This window comes from Flavobacterium sp. (genome assembly GCF_044373165.1).
Lineage (GTDB): Bacteria > Bacteroidota > Bacteroidia > Flavobacteriales > Flavobacteriaceae > Flavobacterium.
Genome location: NZ_JBILQL010000015.1, coordinates 20,370 through 38,095, shown reverse-complemented (window position 1 = coordinate 38,095; position 17,726 = coordinate 20,370). Strand labels below are relative to the sequence as shown.

Genomic DNA, 17,726 nt, shown 5'->3' with positions numbered 1-17,726 from the left:
TATCGACTATGCTATACGAACAGGAGCTCCACTAGAAGTAGTAGAGAATTTGCAGTCCATAGAAGACGAAGGAGAAATCTACGAATCTATGGAAGAAATTTGGCCTGATTATCCAACCGACGAAGATTATCTTTGGAACGAGGATGAATATTAAAAAATAACAATCACAACCATGAAAAAAGTCCGTTTTGGGCTTTTTTTTTGTTTAAATTTGCACACTTAAAAAAGTTAGATGCAGGAAGTTAGTTGTAGAATGAAAAACATATGAATTCCAACTTCCTTTATCCAACAACAATAAAATAAACAAACCCACTATGAGTTTCATTAATAGTATTATCAAAGCTTTTATAGGCGACAAATCACAAAAAGACGTCAAAGCCACCCAACCTTATATCAATAAAATAAAAGCCTTAGAACCTGTTTTAGCATCTTTGTCTCACGACGAACTAAGAGCCAAAACGGCAGAATTCAAAGAAAAAATAAAACAAGCTCGCGCCAAACAAGACGCAGAAATTGAAGCTAAAAAAACACTGGCCGAAAACACAGCCGACATTGACCAAAGAGAAGACATCTACAATGCCATCGACGCTTTGGAAAAAGAAGCTTATGAAATCTCAGAAAAAGTTTTGGCCGAAATTCTGCCGGATGCCTTTGCTGTGATTAAAGAAACCGCTCGTCGTTTCAAAGAAAACACTTCTATTACAGTAACCGCTACACCTAAAGACCGAGAACTTTCGGCAACTAAATCATATATTACATTGGATGGTGACCAAGCCATTTGGGCCAACTCTTGGAATGCTGCCGGAAAAGAAATCACCTGGGATATGGTACACTACGACGTTCAGTTGATTGGTGGTATCGTTTTACACGAAGGTAAAATTGCCGAGATGCAAACCGGTGAAGGAAAAACATTAGTGGCCACTTTGCCATTATATTTAAATGCATTAACCGGAAATGGGGTTCACTTAGTAACCGTGAATGACTATTTGGCGAAACGTGACAGCACGTGGAAAGCACCATTATTCGAATTCCATGGCTTGACGGTTGATTGTATAGACAATCACTCGCCCAACTCTGATGCCAGAAGAAAAGCTTACGAAGCCGACATCACTTATGGTACGAATAACGAATTTGGTTTCGATTATTTGCGCGATAATATGGCGCATTCGCCGGATGATTTGGTACAAAGAAAACACAATTATGCGATTGTGGACGAGGTTGATTCCGTATTGATTGACGATGCCAGAACTCCATTGATCATCTCAGGTCCGGTGCCGGATGGTGATCGCCACGAATTCAACGAATTGAAACCAAAAATCGAAAACTTATACAACTTACAACGCCAATTGGCCAATGGTTTCTTAACCGAAGCCAAACGCTTAATTAAAGAAGGCAATACTAAAGAAGGTGGTTTCCAACTGTTAAGAGCTTACCGTTCATTACCTAAAAACAAAGCTTTAATTAAGTTTTTGAGTGAAGAAGGCATCAAAGCCCTTTTACAAAAAACAGAAAACGAATACATGCAAGACAACAACCGCAGAATGCCGGAAGTAGATGAAGCCATGTATTTTGTAATCGAAGAAAAAAACAATCAGGTAGAATTGACCGATAACGGGATTAAATTCTTGTCCAAAGATACCTCAGATGATTTCTTTGTATTGCCCGATATCGGCACCGAAATAGCCAATATCGAAAAACAAAACTTGGAAAAAGACCAAGAGGCAGAAGCCAAAGAGAAATTGTTCCAAGATTTCGGGGTAAAATCAGAAAGAATCCACACGCTTACGCAATTGCTAAAAGCGTACACTTTATTTGAAAAAGATACAGAGTACGTGATCATGGACAATAAAATCCTTATTGTAGATGAACAAACCGGTCGTATCATGGATGGTCGTCGTTATTCTGACGGATTGCACCAAGCCATCGAAGCCAAAGAAAATGTAACCATCGAAGCAGCCACCCAAACTTTTGCTACCATTACTTTACAGAATTACTTCCGTATGTACAGCAAATTGGCCGGTATGACAGGAACAGCGGTTACCGAAGCCGGTGAGTTATGGCAAATTTATAAGTTAGATGTAGTTGAAATCCCAACCAACAAAGGGATTTCCAGAAAAGACAAAGAAGATTTAATTTACCGTTCTGTACGTGAAAAATTCAACGCTGTAATCGAAGATGTAACCCAATTGTCTCAAGCCGGTCGTCCGGTTTTGATTGGAACTACTTCGGTAGAGATTTCCGAATTATTGAGTCGTATGTTGAAAATGCGCGGTGTTGCCCACAACGTATTGAACGCAAAAATGCACAAAAGAGAAGCCGAAATCGTAGCCGAAGCCGGAAAACCGGGCGTGGTAACGATTGCTACGAACATGGCCGGTCGTGGAACGGATATCAAATTAACTCCTGAAGTAAAAGCGGCCGGAGGTTTGGCCATTATTGGTACGGAACGCCACGATTCACGTCGTGTTGACCGCCAGTTGCGCGGTCGTGCCGGTCGTCAAGGTGATCCGGGAAGTTCACAGTTTTATGTGTCTTTGGAAGACAACTTGATGCGTTTGTTCGGTTCGGACAGAGTAGCGAAAATTATGGACCGAATGGGATTGAAAGAAGGCGAAGTAATCCAACACTCCATGATGACCAAATCTATTGAACGCGCTCAGAAAAAAGTGGAAGAAAACAATTTCGGTACGCGTAAACGTTTGTTGGAATATGATGACGTAATGAATGCCCAACGTGAAGTAGTTTACAAACGTCGCCGTCATGCTTTGTTCGGAGAACGATTGAAATTAGATATTGCCAATATGATGTATGACACTTGTGAACTCATTGTAGGTGAAAATAAAGCGAGTAATGATTTCAAAAATTTTGAATTCGAATTAATCCGCTATTTCTCTATCACTTCTCCGGTAAGTCAAACCGAGTTTGAAAAACTGTCAGAGATGGAAATCACGGGCAAAGTTTACAAAGCGGCATCGACTTATTATACCGAAAAAACAGCAAGAAGTGCTAGAGAAGCTTTCCCAATTATAGCAGATGTTTACCAAAAAGAAGGCAACAAATTTGAACGTATCATAGTGCCGTTTTCAGACGGAATTAAATCCTTAAACGTGGTAACCGATTTGAAAAAAGCCTTTGAAACCAATGGTGCGCAATTAGTAGCCGATTTTGAAAAAAACATCACCTTAGCCATCGTTGATGAAGCTTGGAAAAAGCACTTACGCAAAATGGACGAATTGAAACAATCCGTACAATTGGCAGTACACGAACAAAAAGATCCGTTACTAATCTACAAATTGGAAGCCTTCAAATTGTTCAGAACCATGTTAGACGGAGTTAATAAAGAAGTGATTTCTTTCTTGTTTAAAGGCGATTTACCTCAGCAAAACCAAAACATACAAGAAGCGCGACAAGTTCGTGAAAAACAAAATTATACCGAGAGTAAAGACGATATTGAAAGCAGCGAAAGCACTAACCGTGAAGCCGGTCAAACACAACAACGACCGCAAGTAACGGAAACTATCGTTAGAGAAACTCCGAAAATCAATCGCAATGATAATGTTACCATCAAACATGTCATGAGCGGTAAAACCGAAACCATGAAGTACAAAAAAGCCGAAAGCATGTTAGCCTCCGGCGAATGGGTTTTGGTGAATGAATAAATAGTGCTCAGTTGGCAGTACTCATTTGGCAGTACTCATTGAACTTTATAAATAAACAATCCTCAACGGTTCAAGCTGTTGGGGATTTTTTATATATTTGATTAAACAACAATCACCATGAAAATCAAACTTATCCTATTATTGTTACTGAGTTACTGTCCGTTTGCTTTCGCTCAAAATATTGATACTCTAAAAAAAGAGGCTCAAAATATGTACCAAGCAACCCTTTCGATGAACTTTGATGCTATTATCGAAGGCACTTATCCCCGACTTTTTGAATTGGTTTCCAAAGAACAAATGAAAGAACTTTTGATTGCTACGTTTGCCGAAAATGAAGAAATGAAGGTAGAACTGATCAATGTACCCGCTAACTTTTCATTTGGAGAAATCAAAAAAATCGGAGAACAAACTTTTTGTTTGATAAATCATGATTTAAAAATGAAACTTACACTTGTTCAAAAAGTAGAAGAAGACGAAATTGAGTTAATGACTACCTTGATGAAAGAAGCTATGGAAACCAATGATATTGTTTTCAACAAAGAAAACAATGCTTTTAGTATTTTGAAAAAAGCAGCTATGATTGCCATTGTAGATGACTTCACCCAAAACGAGTGGAAGTTTATCAATAAAGACAAGAATAACGCCTTTGTAAACAAGCTTTTCAACGAAAAAGTCATCCAAGAACTCGGATTGTAATGTTATGAAACTAAAGCTAATCTCTCTATTTATTGTATACTGTTTTACCGGCTTTTCTCAAAATACAGAAAAGCTGAAAGCCAATATGCAAGCATTATACGAAGCCAACTACTTAATGGATTTTGAAACCATTGCCCAATATTCCTATCCTGATATGGTGGTCAAAATTGGAAAGGACACTTTTCTCCAACAAACGGAGCAACATTACGAAAACGAGCAATATCGCTTGCGCTACCAATTGCAAAATGTGCCGATTCAATTGGGTCAAACCAAACAAGTCAATGGCAAATCGTTTTGTGTGATTACCATTCGCATCCCGAAGCGCTACTTTTTTGAAACCAAATTAACAACAGAACAAGCAGTCGAAAAGAAAACTTGGTTACAAGAAATCAACCATACTAAAGACGTAACATTTGAACCCAACAGAAACAGTTTTAACGTCAAAAAAATGTCGACTTTTGTAGCCGTTTTTGATGAAACTACTAATGGCGAATGGAAGTTTTTCAATTTTGATAATCCCGAACAATGGGAGGCTTTTAAGACAATGTTTGATGAAAAGGTAAAAACAACTTTAGGTTTGAATAAATAGTTTATCTTTACTTATATCATATGATACCAATCTAAAAACTATATACCATGGCCAAAGGAAAAGACATTCAAAAAGCAGTTAAAAAAGAACCCCTGAAGACTGCCAAAGAGAAAAAAGAAGAAAAAAGACAGAAAAAACAAAACCCGAAAAGAGATTAAAAAAAGCCTCTCGTTTCCATAACAGAGAGGCTTTTTCTTTACAATTCATCCGGGAAAATCTTGCCGGGATTTAAAATATTATTAGGGTCAAATACGCGTTTGATGCTTTCCATTAATTCCAAATGCGTTCTGCTGAAAGCAATGTCCATAAAATTCTTTTGCACAAAACCAATACCATGCTCGCCGGACAAAGTGCCTTTTAAAGATACTGTCAATTCAAAAATTTCACGGATGCCGATTGGCACTTGGGTTTTCCAGTGGTCATCAGACATCTCTCCTTTTATAATGTTTACATGTAAATTACCGTCGCCGGCATGGCCGTAGCAGACCGATTGAAAACCGTACTTCGCTCCTATTTTCTTAATGCCGCTAAGTAACTCAGGCAACATGTATCGCGGCACTACTGTATCTTCTTCTTTGTAAACCGAATTTGATTTCACTGCTTCCGCTACTGAACGACGTAACTTCCATAAGGCATTTTTTTGGTCTTCGGAATCGGCAAACAATACCTCATCGATTTCGAATTGCTCAACAACCGTCATTATTTTTTCGGCTTCTTGCATTAAAACCTCCGGATAATTACCGTCAACTTCAATTAACAAGTGTGCTTGGTGCTCGGGTTTGATACTTACACTAATGCCATCCACAAATTGTAAGGTCCAATCGATAGCATCGCGCTCCATAAACTCCAAAGCACTGGGTACAATTCCCGCTCTAAAAATGGCAGAAACGGCTTCACAAGCCTCGTGGGCTTTGTAAAACGGCACCAACATCAGTACGTTGTGGTTGTTTTTCGGCAAAAGTTTTAAAACCGCTTTAGTGATGACGCCTAAAGTACCTTCGCTGCCTACCATGAGTTGCGTTAAGTTATAACCGGTGGAATTTTTTAAAGTATTGGCTCCGGTCCAAATGATTTCACCATTGGGCAAAACCACTTCCAAATTCAGCACATAATCTTTAGTCACACCATATTTTACCGCACGAGCACCACCGGAATTTTCGGCTATATTACCACCAATCCAACAACTACCCATACTACTCGGGTCGACCGGATAAAACAAGCCTTTCTCGGCAACAGCTTCTCGCAATACTTGAGTAATCACAGCAGTTTCAACGGTAACTTGCAAATTCAATTCATCAATCTCAATGATTTTATTGAGGCGTTCTGTAGACAAACCTATACCTTCATAAATACTCAAAGCGCCTCCGCTTAAACCGGTTCTGGCACCGATGGGCGTAGTGGGAATTTTATAATCGTTGGCGACTTTCAAAACAGCTGAAATTTCCTGAGCATTAGCCGGTTTGACAACAACACCGGGCGGAAAAACATAATCTTCGGTTTCGTCGTGACCGTAGTGTTTGCGGGTTTCGATATCGGTAAAAATATAGTTTTCGCCTACTATGGCGGTGAGTTTCTGAAGTATTTCGGGATTAAGTGACATTGTATAAATATTGAAAAGTAAATGTAATTTATTTCACAGAGATATACAAAGAAGTAAAGAGATACAAAGAGAAATCATTGCGACTTTTTGCTTTTCAGATTGGGCAGAAAGTAACAAATAATTCCGATTAGCGGCAAGAAAGAACATACGTGATACACGTATTGAATAGAAGTGTGATCGGCCAAAATGCCCAACAAAGCAGAACCTAAAGCGCCCATACCAAAGGCAAAACCATAAAACAAACCGGAAACCATCCCGAGTTTTTTAGGCAACAATTCTTGCGCATATACCAAAATAGCCGGAAAGGCAGATGAGATAATGATTCCGATAATGATCATTAAAACATCGGTCCAAAACAAATTCATATATGGCAACAACAAAGCAAAAGGAGCAGCACCAAAAACCGACAACCAAATCACATACTTACGCCCGATTTTGTCGCCCAACGGCCCACCTAAAATAGTTCCGATGGCGTAGGCAATTAAATAGATAAACATGTGGTATTGGGCTTCTTTGATAGACAAATCAAACTTATCAATGATATAAAACGTGTAATACGAAGACAAACTCGCCGAGTAGAAAAACTTAGAAAAAATAACGATTAACAAAATAGCAATCGATACCTGCACTTTGCGTTTGGGCAAGTTGTGCAAGTTGATGAACGGCTGTACTTTGTTTTTTCGATACACCAAATGGTCTCGGTACCAAAAAGCTATCTTGCTGATAATAGCCAACCCAATCATGGCTGCTATAATGAACCAAAGAATGTGAATTTGACCATTCGGCACCACTATTAAAGCTACTAGTAACGGACCTAAAGCGGTACCGAAATTACCGCCGACTTGGAAAATAGATTGTGCCAAACCGCGTTTGCCTCCTGAAGCCAAATTAGAAATACGCGCCGACTCGGGGTGAAAAATTGAAGAACCGGTGCCGATGAATATTACAGAAAGTAAAATCCAGTAAAAGTTATCGGCAAAAGACAGTGATACAATACCGGCGAAGGAAAACAACATGCCGTAAATTTGAGAAAACGGTTTCGGATATTTATCGGTGTAATACCCAACTAAAGGTTGGAAAATCGAAGCTGAAAATTGAAAAGCAAACGTGATTAAACCAATTTGGGAAAAGGAAAGATGGTATTTTTCTTTTAAAATGGGATATATTGACGGAATGATAGCCTGTATCAAATCGTTAAGCAAATGTGCAAAACTGATGGCAAATAAGATGGAGTATACCGTTTTTTGAATCGCTTCGGTGCTCTTTTTTTCTTTAGAGAATGCAGTTTCGATTTCCATTTTGGATTTTTAACGACACAAAAGTACTATATATCCGAATCATTCAATAACATTTAGTAATTTTATCACATAGTAAAACTTGATATTTCAAACATTTCTAGTCATTGGAAAAGAACTCAAAAAAATCAGCCTTACACGAAAAAGACGGAATCCCGCAACCGGAAAGTATTAGTACTTCGGCTTTGGCGAAAGTAGTATCGCTAAGAAAAGTGCAACCCGAAACCGGGGATTTGGTAAAAGGTATCTTGAGCGGTGAGATTGCTGCATTGAGCCGCGCTATAACTTTAGTAGAAAGCACCAACATTTCGCATTTGTCGAAAGCCAATGACATTATTTCAGCTTGTTTGCCACACGCTAATCAATCCGTTAGAATTGGAATAACCGGAGTTCCGGGTGTTGGCAAAAGTACTTTTATTGAAGCCTTTGGAAAATACCTTACCGGTTTAGGAAAGAAATTGGCTGTTTTGGCTGTCGACCCTAGCAGTTCCATATCGCACGGAAGTATTTTAGGAGATAAAACTCGAATGGAAGAATTGGTGAAAGACAAAAAGGCTTACATCCGTCCGAGTGCTTCAGGAGATACTTTAGGAGGTGTAGCTCGAAAAACCAGGGAAACAATAATCCTTTGTGAAGCCGCCGGTTTTGATACCATTATCATCGAAACGGTTGGTGTTGGCCAAAGCGAAACAGCCGTGCACAGTATGGTAGATTTCTTTTTATTACTAAAAATTTCGGGTGCTGGCGATGAGTTACAAGGTATCAAACGAGGGATTATGGAAATGGCAGATGCTATTGTAATCAATAAAGCCGATGGTGATAATATTGCCAAAGCCAAATTGGCCAAAACCGAATTCAACCGAGCGTTGCATTTATTTCCGGCCAAAAGTTCGGGTTGGATTCCGAAAGTTACAACTTGCAGTGCTTTTGAAAAAACCGGGATTGATGAAGTTTGGCAGTTGATCTCCGGCTACTTTGATTTGGTAAAAACCAACCACTACTTTGAAGAAAAACGCCAAAACCAAAACCAGTATTGGATGATGGAAACCATTAATGAACAATTGAAGAATCATTTTTACCAACATCCGGAAATTGCAGTGCTTTTGGAGGAAAATAAAAAAGCCGTACAAAATAATGAGTTATCACCTTTTGCAGCGGCTGTGAATTTGTTGAAGAGGTATTTTAAATAAACTTTGTCCAAATTGTAAAACCTAAGCCTTAATTAAAAAAAGCCACGAGGAAAACCCCCATGGCTTTAAATGACAACTCAAATAACCACAATATTTAGTTGCAATTTTCTTAGTAATACCTATTTAAAATAATTCCCTTTTAGGCAACCATCATAAACTGACAGGCATTGCAAATTATCTTGACTAACAACACAAAGATGAATGAATTTTTAAAACAACAACCCAGCTAAAAAACCCTATTTTATCTGTTTGTTTAACCCAAAAAAATACCGTTGTTTAACGGATAAAAAAAAGTCTATGTCAAATGCCAATCTAAAAAAGTAATCGTTTCTTTATGTTTGCATAACAATTGAATTGAATTGAACTTTATAAACTATAGGAATCCATTAGTTAAATGACGGCAGGCTATGCTCAAAGATGACATTTTTTTTATCCAACTTTGCTTTTACACCATTGGCTTTTTAAGCTTAGCCGGAGTTATTACTGCCTTTTTGAATACTTACTTCTCCTCTAAAATTTATAAATTTTATGGCCTTTACCTTTTGGTAATCATTGCTTTTGTCGGGTTGGTATATGTCAAAAACACCGGTGAATACCCAAAAAAATCAGACCTTCGAATAAACCTGAATTTGATAGCCGATTTATTGCAAATTTTGAGTCATTTCTTCTTTTGCGGTTTTGTATACCATGCCATGATTATGGAAGATTTTCGATTTAAAAAATTAAAAAAAGTTTATCTGACATTCTTCTTTTTCACCATAGGTTATGTCCTGATTCTTGTCCTATTTCCGAGATTTGTCAGCAGAGACTTTATCTTTTTTCTGGTTACTAGATTAGTAATTTTTGTGCTATCTGTAATCTTTTATTACCAACTGTTTAAAAACTTAGACCGGATTTTTTTCCGTTTTTTATTTGCTGCCGTAAGCTTTGTTTTTTTCAGTGGTTTTTTAGCATTATGGGACAGTGTTAGTAGTAATGGTTTTAGTAAGTATACAGGATTTGATTACCTATGTTACGGCTATTTTTTGGAAAACCTTTGTTTTGTAGGCGCCATGATTTACAAATATTTCAGTACCGAAAAAGAAAAAGAAATCATCGCTTTAACCCACAAACAAGAGTTGGTGTCCACACAAAAAGAAATCCAACAAGAAACCATTGAACACATCGGAAGAGAAATACACGACAATATCGGGCAGAAACTAACCTTGGCCAGTTTATACACCCAACAATTAGAATTTGAAAACAAAGCACCACAAATCAATACTACCATTGAACACATCAGCAACATTATAAATGAATCTATAGCCGAATTGCGCGAACTGTCAAAGTCCCTTATTGATAACGCTATAGATACCAATACTTTGAGTCAACTCATTGAAAAAGAATCCGAAAAGATAAAGTTGCTTAACAAATGTGATATCACCTTTAAATCCGATGTCTTTTCAGTTGATTTAAAGTATCAGGAAAAGTCTATTCTGATTCGTATTGTTCAAGAATTCATCAACAACAGCATCAAACATTCACAATGTCACAATATTTTCATTTCGCTGATGCAGGAACATAATACTATAGTGCTATCTTTGAAAGACGATGGTATCGGGTTCAATCCCAAATCCATTTCCGGCGGACAAGGGATAGCCAATATGAAAAAAAGAGCCGCTATAATTCAAGCAAAAATGGAATTTATAAGTGCTGAAAATAATGGAACTCAACTCCTAATCCGATTACCTTATGGGAACTAAAAAAACCATAGCTATAGTAGATGATCATATCCTGATAGCACAGGCCATCAAAGGAATTATAGCCAATTTTGAGGATTTCGAAACTATATGCGAATGCGAAAACGGTCAGGAATTCATTGAAAAAATAACAACTAATGATGTTTTACCGGATATAGTGTTATTGGATATCAGTATGCCTGTGATGGACGGATTTCAAACCGCTAATTGGCTTCAAAAAAACCATCCTGAAGTATTAGTGATGGTGCTTAGTATGCAAAATGATGAACAAAGTGTTATCAAAATGGTGAAAAACGGAGCCAAAAGTTACCTGCTGAAAAATTCACATCCGAGAGAATTAGAATCGGCACTGCTCAAATTAGTGGAAAATGGTTTTTACTATCCGGAATGGGCTTCGAAAATTATCTTTTCCAGCATCAACAAAAACAGTAACAGCGCTTTATCTAAACTCACCGAAAGAGAAAAAGAATTCCTAAAATACACCATCACTGAAAAGAGCTACAAAGAAATAGCAGAGCTGATGTTTTGCAGTCCGAGAACCGTGGAAAGCTACCGTGACAATCTCTTTGAAAAATTGAACTTGAAAACCAGAGTGGGTTTGGCAGTTTATGCCATTAAAAATGGATATGATCAGTAAAGCTTACTCCTCGTAACCTTCCATTTCTTTGTCGTAGAATTCTCCTGCCAGGGTAATTAAATGCTCCATTTCGGCTTCTAATTCAGTTTCGTCTTCTCCTTCTAAATCTTCCATGAATTCTACTTCATCATCTTTTAAATTGATGATAAAACGTGGGAAATCAAGGTGAATGACAAAAATATCATCCGGGAAATCTGAGTTGTCTGCGAGTACGAATTTTGGTAATTCCATTTTTATAGTGATTAGTAATTAGTAATTGGTGATTAGCTATTTGTTATCAATAATTAGTCGATTTCCCGACTAATTACTAATCACTAATTACCAATCACTTTATTATCAACAATTAGTTTTTTAGTTAAATAATGAAAACGAAGATACAAAAATAATGCTGCCGCGGTTAGTCCGCCCAACAACCCTATCCAAACACCAATGGCACCTAAATCGGTTTTCAACCCTAAATAATAGGAAATTGGAAACCCTACAATCCAATACGCCACAAAAGTAATGTACATCGGAATTTTCACATCTTGCAAACCGCGTAAGGCGCCAAGCACCACGACCTGAATACCGTCTGAAATTTGAAAAACAGCGGCCACTAAAAGCAATTTAGACGCTATCGCTATCACTTCACCATTGTCTAACAATTGCATTTTATTGTCCATGTTGAGAAACAAATATGGCAAAATTTGGTGCAAAGCCACAAACATTACGGCAAAAAGAATCTCAATAATAATCGCCAATAAAAAGATGGAACGACCAACCACAATTAACTGCTTGTAATCGCCCAAGCCTTTTTGGTTACTGATTCTAATCATAGAAACGACACTCAATCCCATGGCAAACATAAAGGTCAATGAGGCCAAACTCAGGGCAATTTGATTGGCCGCCTGACTTGTTTTACCTATGCTTCCGCAAAGCCAAATCGCCGCCGTGAACAACACCACTTCAAACAACATTTGCATGGCCGAAGGAAATCCTAAACTAACAATTTTTCTTATGGTTGCTTTCTTGATTTGGTCGAAACTGAAATTTTGAAAATAAGTTTTGAGTTGTGCTTTGCGAGATAAAATAACATGCATAAAAATCACCATTGCAATTCGAGAAATCACCGTGCCTAATGCAGCGCCAATGATGCCCATTTTAGGAAAAAACCAAATCCCGTAAATCAAAAGATAATTGATAATGACATGCAATACATTGGCCATAATGATGGCATACATCGAAATTTTAGTCATCGATAATCCGTCGGCAAACTGCTTATAGCCTTGGTATATAATCAACGGAACCAACGAAAAGGCAACCCAAGTCAGAAAAGGCTTGGCCAAAACAATTACTTCTTTGGGTTGGTGCAACAATTCCATAATCGGCTGGGCCAAAACCACCAAACCAAAGAGCATAAAACCCAAAATGGTACACAACAACAAACCGTGGTGAAAAGCCGAACGAATTTTACCCGTGTCTTTTTCCGCATCTGCTTGGGCTACAATAGGCGTAATAGCAGTAGAAAATCCAATTCCGATAGACATCGCTACAAAAATCAAACTGTTGCCCAAAGAAACCGCAGCCAATTCGGTACTGCCCAATTTCCCGACCATAATGTTATCGACTATACCAATCAACGTATGCCCAACCATGCCCAAAATCACAGGGTAAGCCAGTTGCATGTTGTATCGAAATTCTTGGGTGTATTGGGCTAGATTCAAAACTTAAATTTAAGATTGCAAAAGTAACTTTAAAAAAGAATACTTTACAAAATTTAAATGTATAGAATAAAAAAATATATTTGTGTGAATCAATAAATTAACAACCTTCAGTGTTTTGACTTTTTTTCAATACTTTTCAAAGATTCAAAACATTAAAAAACAGACAATTATGAATAAATTTTTACTAACACCACTACTTTTTTTAACAGGCTTCGTTTCGGGTCAAAATATCTTCCAAGATAATTTTCAAAACTACAACGCCAACGCACAACTGAGCGGACAAGGAAGTTGGACCAATAATTCGTCATTACCCGGTGGACTCGGAACTTGTACCGGTTTTGGTTGTTTAAATGCTTTTGTTGTCAATCAAAATGTTACTGCAACCGGTTACGGTTCTTCTACCAAAGCCCTGAGTTTAACTCCCAATACGGATGGATGTGGCAGATCATTTACACCATTTACTGATAATGGTAATTTGTATGTTAGCATGGTCATTAATATAACAAACGCCCAATCACCGCCGCAAGATTTTTTCAGAGTGTTGAGTGGCAGCAATTTTACTACTGCTTTCAGAGTGCTTGTGCAACCAACCGGTGGTTCAACCTATAGCATTGGCATTAGTAAAGGAGATACTTCAAACCCAACTGTTTTTAGTACCAACTCTTACAATTATGGCACCGATTATTTAATCATCTTGAAGTATACTCAGTCGGCCGGTACGAATGATGACACCATTACATTGTATGCCAATCCCAATTATGGTGCCGGAGAATCCGGTAACACCGCCTCGGCTACTAACTTTGCAGGAAATGACCAATCCGGCAATATCGACAGATTATCTTTCAGACAAAATGCCGGGCCGGCCGGTATGCCAACCGGAGTGGTTAGTATGGTAAGCGTTGCCAGAACATGGGAAACACTAACTTTTAACCTCTCTACTAGTCAATTCGACAACAAAAAGTTTATAGTAACTAGTGGACAAGTTAAAAATGGCGTATTGCATATCAAATCCGGAGAAACCATAGAAAATGCTACCTTATCCGTTTATGACTTACAAGGCAGAAAAATAGAATCCAAAACTATAACTTTACAAGAGGATTTGAATGAAGTGTACATCAAACCGGTCTCAGTTGATGGTTATTACATTGTTGAAATTATCAGTAGCGACAACCAACGATTTACACAAAAAATCCTGGTAAAATAAGACCCATAAATCAAAAGGCGCCAAGTAGCGCCTTTTTTTATCCTTTCAATTGTTCGCGATAGACCTCTATATTCGCTTTGACTTTCGGATCTAATTCAGGTTCGGTGATATCCGTTAGTTTTTCCAAAGCTTCCCAAATCGTTTGCGCCACTATATAACGCGCTACGCCTTTATCATCAGCCGGAATCACATACCAAGGTGCGTGGTCTTGGTTGGTATTGTTAATCGCGTCTTCGTAGTATTGCATATAATCGTCCCAACGCTCGCGCTCTTTCAAATCGCCGGTAGAGAATTTCCAGTTGTCCTCCGGATTTTCCAAACGTTTTAACAAACGAAGCCTTTGTTCCTCTTTACTCATGTGGAAATAAAACTTCAAAATCGTCGTCCCGTTTTGCGCAATGTGTTTTTCAAAATTATTAATCTGCTCCATACGATTGGCCCAAAACTGTGGCGTAATATCTTCCACTTTCTCAATCCCGGGCAAATTCTCAAACAAAATATATTCGGGATGCACTCGCGTGACCAAAACGTTTTCGTAATGCGTACGGTTAAAAACGGCAAACTTTCCTTTTTCGGGCAAAGCCAAATAATGACGCCACAAATAATCGTGCTCCAATTCGGTTGAATTCGGCGTTTTAAAACTGTGAACCACCACGCCACGCGGATTAAACTCCTTAAATACTTCGCGTATCAAACTGTCTTTACCACTGGTATCCATGCCTTGCAAACAAATCAAAAACGCATGTCGGTTGTGCGCATACATCGCATCTTGCTTTTGGCTCAACTTCATTTGTACCTTATCCAAAGCTAGCGATTCTTCTTTTTTATCCGTGTCAATGTCCAAACGCGTTGGGATTTTCGACAAATCGATTTTGCCTTTTACTCTAAAATCTTCGGGCTTGATGTTTTTCATGGTACAAGTTTTATATTTGTAAAAATAATAATTTTTGGGAGCTATTTCCGGCTATCCGTTATATCTTTTTTAAATTGCTCTGGGTTAAAACCCAAAGCAATTTAAAAAAGGATGCCACTCCTATCCGGGCTAAACTTATCTTACAACTCATGGAAAAATTGCAACTTTCGGTACTCTTTAAAATCATCGGCATCGGTTCGGCTTCCGGATTGGTTTACCACGAAAACAATCTTTATATCATTTCAGACAACAGTACTTTTCTTTACGAATATTCAATTCCCACTGAAAAACTGAACAAAATCGCTTTAGTCGAAAACGCCCAAGACAACATCATCAAAAAAGACAAACCCGATTTTGAAGCCATCGCTTTAAAAGGAACCGACTTGGTGCTTTTGGGTTCCGGCTCAACCGAAAACCGAAATCTGATTTTCAATTATGCCATTCCAACCGGAAAAATTCAAAAAAACAACATTGGTACCATCTACCAAAAAATCAAACATGAGTTCGCCATTGCAGACGATGAGTTGAATATTGAAGGCTTAGTCATGAACCAAGACCATATTTATTTCTTCCAAAGAGGCAATGGTATTCAAGGCAAAAATGCCGTGATTTTCAGCAAAGACACGCCACAAAATCAACAATTCGAATATGTGCCAATCGATTTGCCCAAAATCAAAAATGTTCCCGCAACCTTTACCGATGCCATTTTAGTAGAAGACAAAATCTACTTTTTAGCTTCCGCCGAAGACACAGAATCAACCTATCTCGACGGAGAAGTTTTAGGAAGTATCATCGGGAGAATGGATGCCAAGACGTTGGAAGTCGAATTTACCCAACAAATTTCAAACACCAACAAATTCGAAGGCCTAACCTTATACAAACAATCCGATAATAAAATCGAGTTCTTACTCTGCGAAGACACTGATAGTGAACTATTAGAATCCAATATTTATAAATTAGTTCTAGACAAAACAAAGTAAACTGATTACTGAACACTGAACACTGCCAACTTTTTTTTACCTCGTCCCAACCTTTTCCAACAATCCATGCTCTTTACTAATAAAGACACCCATAGTGATAAACGAAACACTCATAGCAGCCTGTAAAAAAATGCAACGCGATGCACAGCGGGAAGTATATAATTATATGTCGCCCAAACTGTATCGCACTTGCAAAAGGTATTTGAAAAAGGAAGAGGATATTGAAGAAGTATTGGCCGATGCTTTTTACACCATCTTTACCAAACTCGACCAATTAAAAGAAGTCGTTGCCTTCGAAGCCTGGGCACGAAAAATTACAGTCAACCAATGTTTGCTACAATTAAAACGCAACGTGAATTTTAATTTGTATTTAGAGGAAACATCTTTTAGCATCCAACCGCAAAGCGCGCAGGAAACGCCTTTGGAAGAAGAGGACTTGCTCAACTTACTCCATTTAATTCCCGAAGGTTGTAAAACCATTTTCAATTTGTTTGTCATTGAAGGCTACGGCCACAAAGAAATTGCCGTAATGCTGAACATTTCGGAAGGCACATCAAAGTCACAATTGAATGTCGCTAAGACCAAATTAAAAGTTTTAGTCAACCATCTTTATTATCAAAAAGCAAAGTAATCATGGAAAATCAAGATATTTTTAACCAATTCAAAAAAGCCGCCGACAACGCTGAGTCGCCCGATTTTGCCTCGATGGAAAAAGTCTGGTCGCGTGTGGAGGAAAAATTGGACACCAAAGAGCTAAAAAAAGCCACCAACCTTTGGAAAAAAATTGCAGTAGCCGCTTCACTCCTATTGGTTTCAACATTAGGATATCAATTCCTGAAAAAGGACCAACCGGTAACAAATACTCATGATGTCATTGTTCAAAAAGACACCATTCAACAAACAACAAACCCAAATAATGACGCCGTAGTTTCGACAGAACCGGTTCATCCGGCCATTAAAGAAGAAGCGGAAGCCATTTTGAAAAAACAAATGGTAGTGTCAAACCAAGTGGCTGTAGAAGAAGTTTCCGAATCTGTAAAAGGAATAAATGACAGTCTTAAATATGTTTTTGTAAGTCCGAAAGTGACCTTAAAAAGTGCATCGCCTGAAATACCACCGGTAGCGAACGAAAAGCATAAAGCCAAAGACATGGAATTTTTTATCAACCAGGAAAACAAGGTTTCTAATGCCAAAAAAGAAATGCCGCTGCTGGTTTTTGATGACCAAGCCACCAATAAACAAACGGTAAAAGAAGTGGAAATGGACGAAATAGAATCCATCATCGAGCTTCCCGATCCTCTCTATATTATCAACGGTGTGGAATACACCGAACAAGAATTATTCGGGCCCAACCCAACCAGTCCTTACACCCCGTTAAACGAACAAGAAATCGATTCCATTTCCATACTGCAGAAGGAAAAAGCGATTTCCGTTTACGGTCAAAAAGGCAAAAAAGGCGTCGTCATTATCTCTACCAAAAACGGAAAACCGGCGGCCAAAAAACGCAAATAAATCAGTCTA

Annotated in this window: 16 protein-coding genes; 11 read left to right on the top strand and 5 right to left on the bottom strand. The window is 38.2% G+C overall.

Annotated elements, in window-relative coordinates:
• The first annotated feature begins 1 nt into the window (after position 1).
• From ACIQ32_RS03895 to ACIQ32_RS03880, 4 genes are all read left to right on the top strand, one after another.
• On the top strand, positions 2–154 hold the full coding sequence (locus tag ACIQ32_RS03895; protein ID WP_077252817.1) for a DUF2795 domain-containing protein: 153 nt from the start codon (positions 2–4) through the stop codon (positions 152–154).
• Between the two features lie 160 nt (positions 155–314).
• Positions 315–3,659: a preprotein translocase subunit SecA gene (secA, locus tag ACIQ32_RS03890; RefSeq protein ID WP_396194378.1), complete on the top strand. Its 3,345-nt coding sequence runs from the start codon at positions 315–317 to the stop codon at positions 3,657–3,659.
• Positions 3,660–3,776: 117 nt separating this feature from the next.
• Complete coding sequence (locus tag ACIQ32_RS03885) at positions 3,777–4,355, top strand: hypothetical protein (RefSeq protein WP_396194377.1); 579 nt, start codon at positions 3,777–3,779, stop codon at positions 4,353–4,355.
• Between the two features lie 4 nt (positions 4,356–4,359).
• Positions 4,360–4,944, top strand: coding sequence for a hypothetical protein (locus tag ACIQ32_RS03880; RefSeq protein WP_396194376.1), 585 nt, complete (start codon positions 4,360–4,362; stop codon positions 4,942–4,944).
• Between the two features lie 196 nt (positions 4,945–5,140).
• Here the strand turns inward: ACIQ32_RS03880 and ACIQ32_RS03875 are convergent, their stop codons facing one another.
• Together ACIQ32_RS03875 and ACIQ32_RS03870 are read right to left on the bottom strand one after the other, a co-directional pair.
• Positions 5,141–6,544, bottom strand: a complete 1,404-nt coding sequence (locus ACIQ32_RS03875) for an FAD-binding oxidoreductase (protein ID WP_396194375.1) — start codon at positions 6,542–6,544, stop codon at positions 5,141–5,143.
• A gap of 74 nt (positions 6,545–6,618) precedes the next feature.
• On the bottom strand, positions 6,619–7,842 hold the full coding sequence (locus ACIQ32_RS03870) for an MFS transporter (protein ID WP_396194374.1): 1,224 nt from the start codon (positions 7,840–7,842) through the stop codon (positions 6,619–6,621).
• Positions 7,843–7,946: 104 nt separating this feature from the next.
• On the opposite strand from ACIQ32_RS03870, the gene meaB reads away from it, so the two are divergent.
• The 3 genes from meaB to ACIQ32_RS03855 all read left to right on the top strand — a co-directional run bounded on the left by meaB (position 7,947) and on the right by ACIQ32_RS03855 (position 11,405).
• On the top strand, positions 7,947–9,029 hold the full coding sequence (meaB, locus tag ACIQ32_RS03865) for a methylmalonyl Co-A mutase-associated GTPase MeaB (RefSeq protein WP_396194373.1): 1,083 nt from the start codon (positions 7,947–7,949) through the stop codon (positions 9,027–9,029).
• A 407-nt stretch (positions 9,030–9,436) separates the two neighbouring features.
• On the top strand, positions 9,437–10,771 hold the full coding sequence (locus ACIQ32_RS03860; RefSeq protein WP_396194372.1) for a sensor histidine kinase: 1,335 nt from the start codon (positions 9,437–9,439) through the stop codon (positions 10,769–10,771).
• A complete protein-coding gene (locus ACIQ32_RS03855; protein WP_396194371.1) occupies positions 10,761–11,405 on the top strand; it encodes a response regulator in 645 nt (214 codons plus the stop codon). Before ACIQ32_RS03860 ends, ACIQ32_RS03855 begins: the two co-directional genes overlap by 11 nt.
• Positions 11,406–11,408: 3 nt before the next feature.
• Here the strand turns inward: ACIQ32_RS03855 and ACIQ32_RS03850 are convergent, their stop codons facing one another.
• Entirely contained in the window at positions 11,409–11,636 is a 228-nt protein-coding gene (locus ACIQ32_RS03850) for a hypothetical protein (RefSeq protein WP_396194370.1), read from the bottom strand.
• An 83-nt stretch (positions 11,637–11,719) separates the two neighbouring features.
• Positions 11,720–13,108, bottom strand: a complete 1,389-nt coding sequence (locus ACIQ32_RS03845; protein WP_396194369.1) for an MATE family efflux transporter — start codon at positions 13,106–13,108, stop codon at positions 11,720–11,722.
• A 169-nt stretch (positions 13,109–13,277) separates the two neighbouring features.
• Here ACIQ32_RS03845 and ACIQ32_RS03840 point away from each other — a divergent pair, with 169 nt between their 5' ends.
• The gene (locus tag ACIQ32_RS03840) at positions 13,278–14,312 is read left to right on the top strand and encodes a T9SS type A sorting domain-containing protein (protein WP_396194368.1); all 1,035 of its coding nucleotides are present in this window, start codon (positions 13,278–13,280) and stop codon (positions 14,310–14,312) included.
• A gap of 37 nt (positions 14,313–14,349) precedes the next feature.
• On the opposite strand, the gene ACIQ32_RS03835 is transcribed toward ACIQ32_RS03840, so the two are convergent.
• The gene (locus ACIQ32_RS03835; protein ID WP_396194367.1) at positions 14,350–15,225 is read right to left on the bottom strand and encodes a PPK2 family polyphosphate kinase; all 876 of its coding nucleotides are present in this window, start codon (positions 15,223–15,225) and stop codon (positions 14,350–14,352) included.
• Positions 15,226–15,374: 149 nt separating this feature from the next.
• Between ACIQ32_RS03835 and ACIQ32_RS03830 the strand changes: the two genes are divergently transcribed.
• The 3 genes from ACIQ32_RS03830 to ACIQ32_RS03820 all read left to right on the top strand — a co-directional run bounded on the left by ACIQ32_RS03830 (position 15,375) and on the right by ACIQ32_RS03820 (position 17,717).
• Positions 15,375–16,205: a DUF6929 family protein gene (locus ACIQ32_RS03830; RefSeq protein ID WP_396194366.1), complete on the top strand. Its 831-nt coding sequence runs from the start codon at positions 15,375–15,377 to the stop codon at positions 16,203–16,205.
• A gap of 130 nt (positions 16,206–16,335) precedes the next feature.
• Positions 16,336–16,836 carry an RNA polymerase sigma factor gene (locus tag ACIQ32_RS03825; protein WP_396194365.1) on the top strand — a complete coding sequence of 167 codons (501 nt, stop codon included), beginning with the start codon at positions 16,336–16,338 and terminating at the stop codon, positions 16,834–16,836.
• A gap of 2 nt (positions 16,837–16,838) precedes the next feature.
• Positions 16,839–17,717: a hypothetical protein gene (locus tag ACIQ32_RS03820; RefSeq protein ID WP_396194364.1), complete on the top strand. Its 879-nt coding sequence runs from the start codon at positions 16,839–16,841 to the stop codon at positions 17,715–17,717.
• Positions 17,718–17,726: the final 9 nt, after the last annotated feature.

Bases quoted from the DNA above. Each gene is read 5' to 3' on its own strand.
- secA (WP_396194378.1), top strand. From the start codon at position 315: ATGAGTTTCATTAATAGTATTATCAAAGCTTTTATAGGCGACAAATCA.
- ACIQ32_RS03885 (WP_396194377.1), top strand. From the start codon at position 3,777: ATGAAAATCAAACTTATCCTATTATTGTTACTGAGTTACTGTCCGTTT.
- ACIQ32_RS03880 (WP_396194376.1), top strand. From the start codon at position 4,360: ATGAAACTAAAGCTAATCTCTCTATTTATTGTATACTGTTTTACCGGC.
- ACIQ32_RS03875 (WP_396194375.1), bottom strand. From the start codon at position 6,544: ATGTCACTTAATCCCGAAATACTTCAGAAACTCACCGCCATAGTAGGC.
- ACIQ32_RS03870 (WP_396194374.1), bottom strand. From the start codon at position 7,842: ATGGAAATCGAAACTGCATTCTCTAAAGAAAAAAAGAGCACCGAAGCG.
- ACIQ32_RS03860 (WP_396194372.1), top strand. From the start codon at position 9,437: ATGCTCAAAGATGACATTTTTTTTATCCAACTTTGCTTTTACACCATT.
- ACIQ32_RS03855 (WP_396194371.1), top strand. From the start codon at position 10,761: ATGGGAACTAAAAAAACCATAGCTATAGTAGATGATCATATCCTGATA.
- ACIQ32_RS03850 (WP_396194370.1), bottom strand. From the start codon at position 11,636: ATGGAATTACCAAAATTCGTACTCGCAGACAACTCAGATTTCCCGGAT.
- ACIQ32_RS03840 (WP_396194368.1), top strand. From the start codon at position 13,278: ATGAATAAATTTTTACTAACACCACTACTTTTTTTAACAGGCTTCGTT.
- ACIQ32_RS03835 (WP_396194367.1), bottom strand. From the start codon at position 15,225: ATGAAAAACATCAAGCCCGAAGATTTTAGAGTAAAAGGCAAAATCGAT.
- ACIQ32_RS03830 (WP_396194366.1), top strand. From the start codon at position 15,375: ATGGAAAAATTGCAACTTTCGGTACTCTTTAAAATCATCGGCATCGGT.
- ACIQ32_RS03825 (WP_396194365.1), top strand. From the start codon at position 16,336: ATGCAACGCGATGCACAGCGGGAAGTATATAATTATATGTCGCCCAAA.
- ACIQ32_RS03820 (WP_396194364.1), top strand. From the start codon at position 16,839: ATGGAAAATCAAGATATTTTTAACCAATTCAAAAAAGCCGCCGACAAC.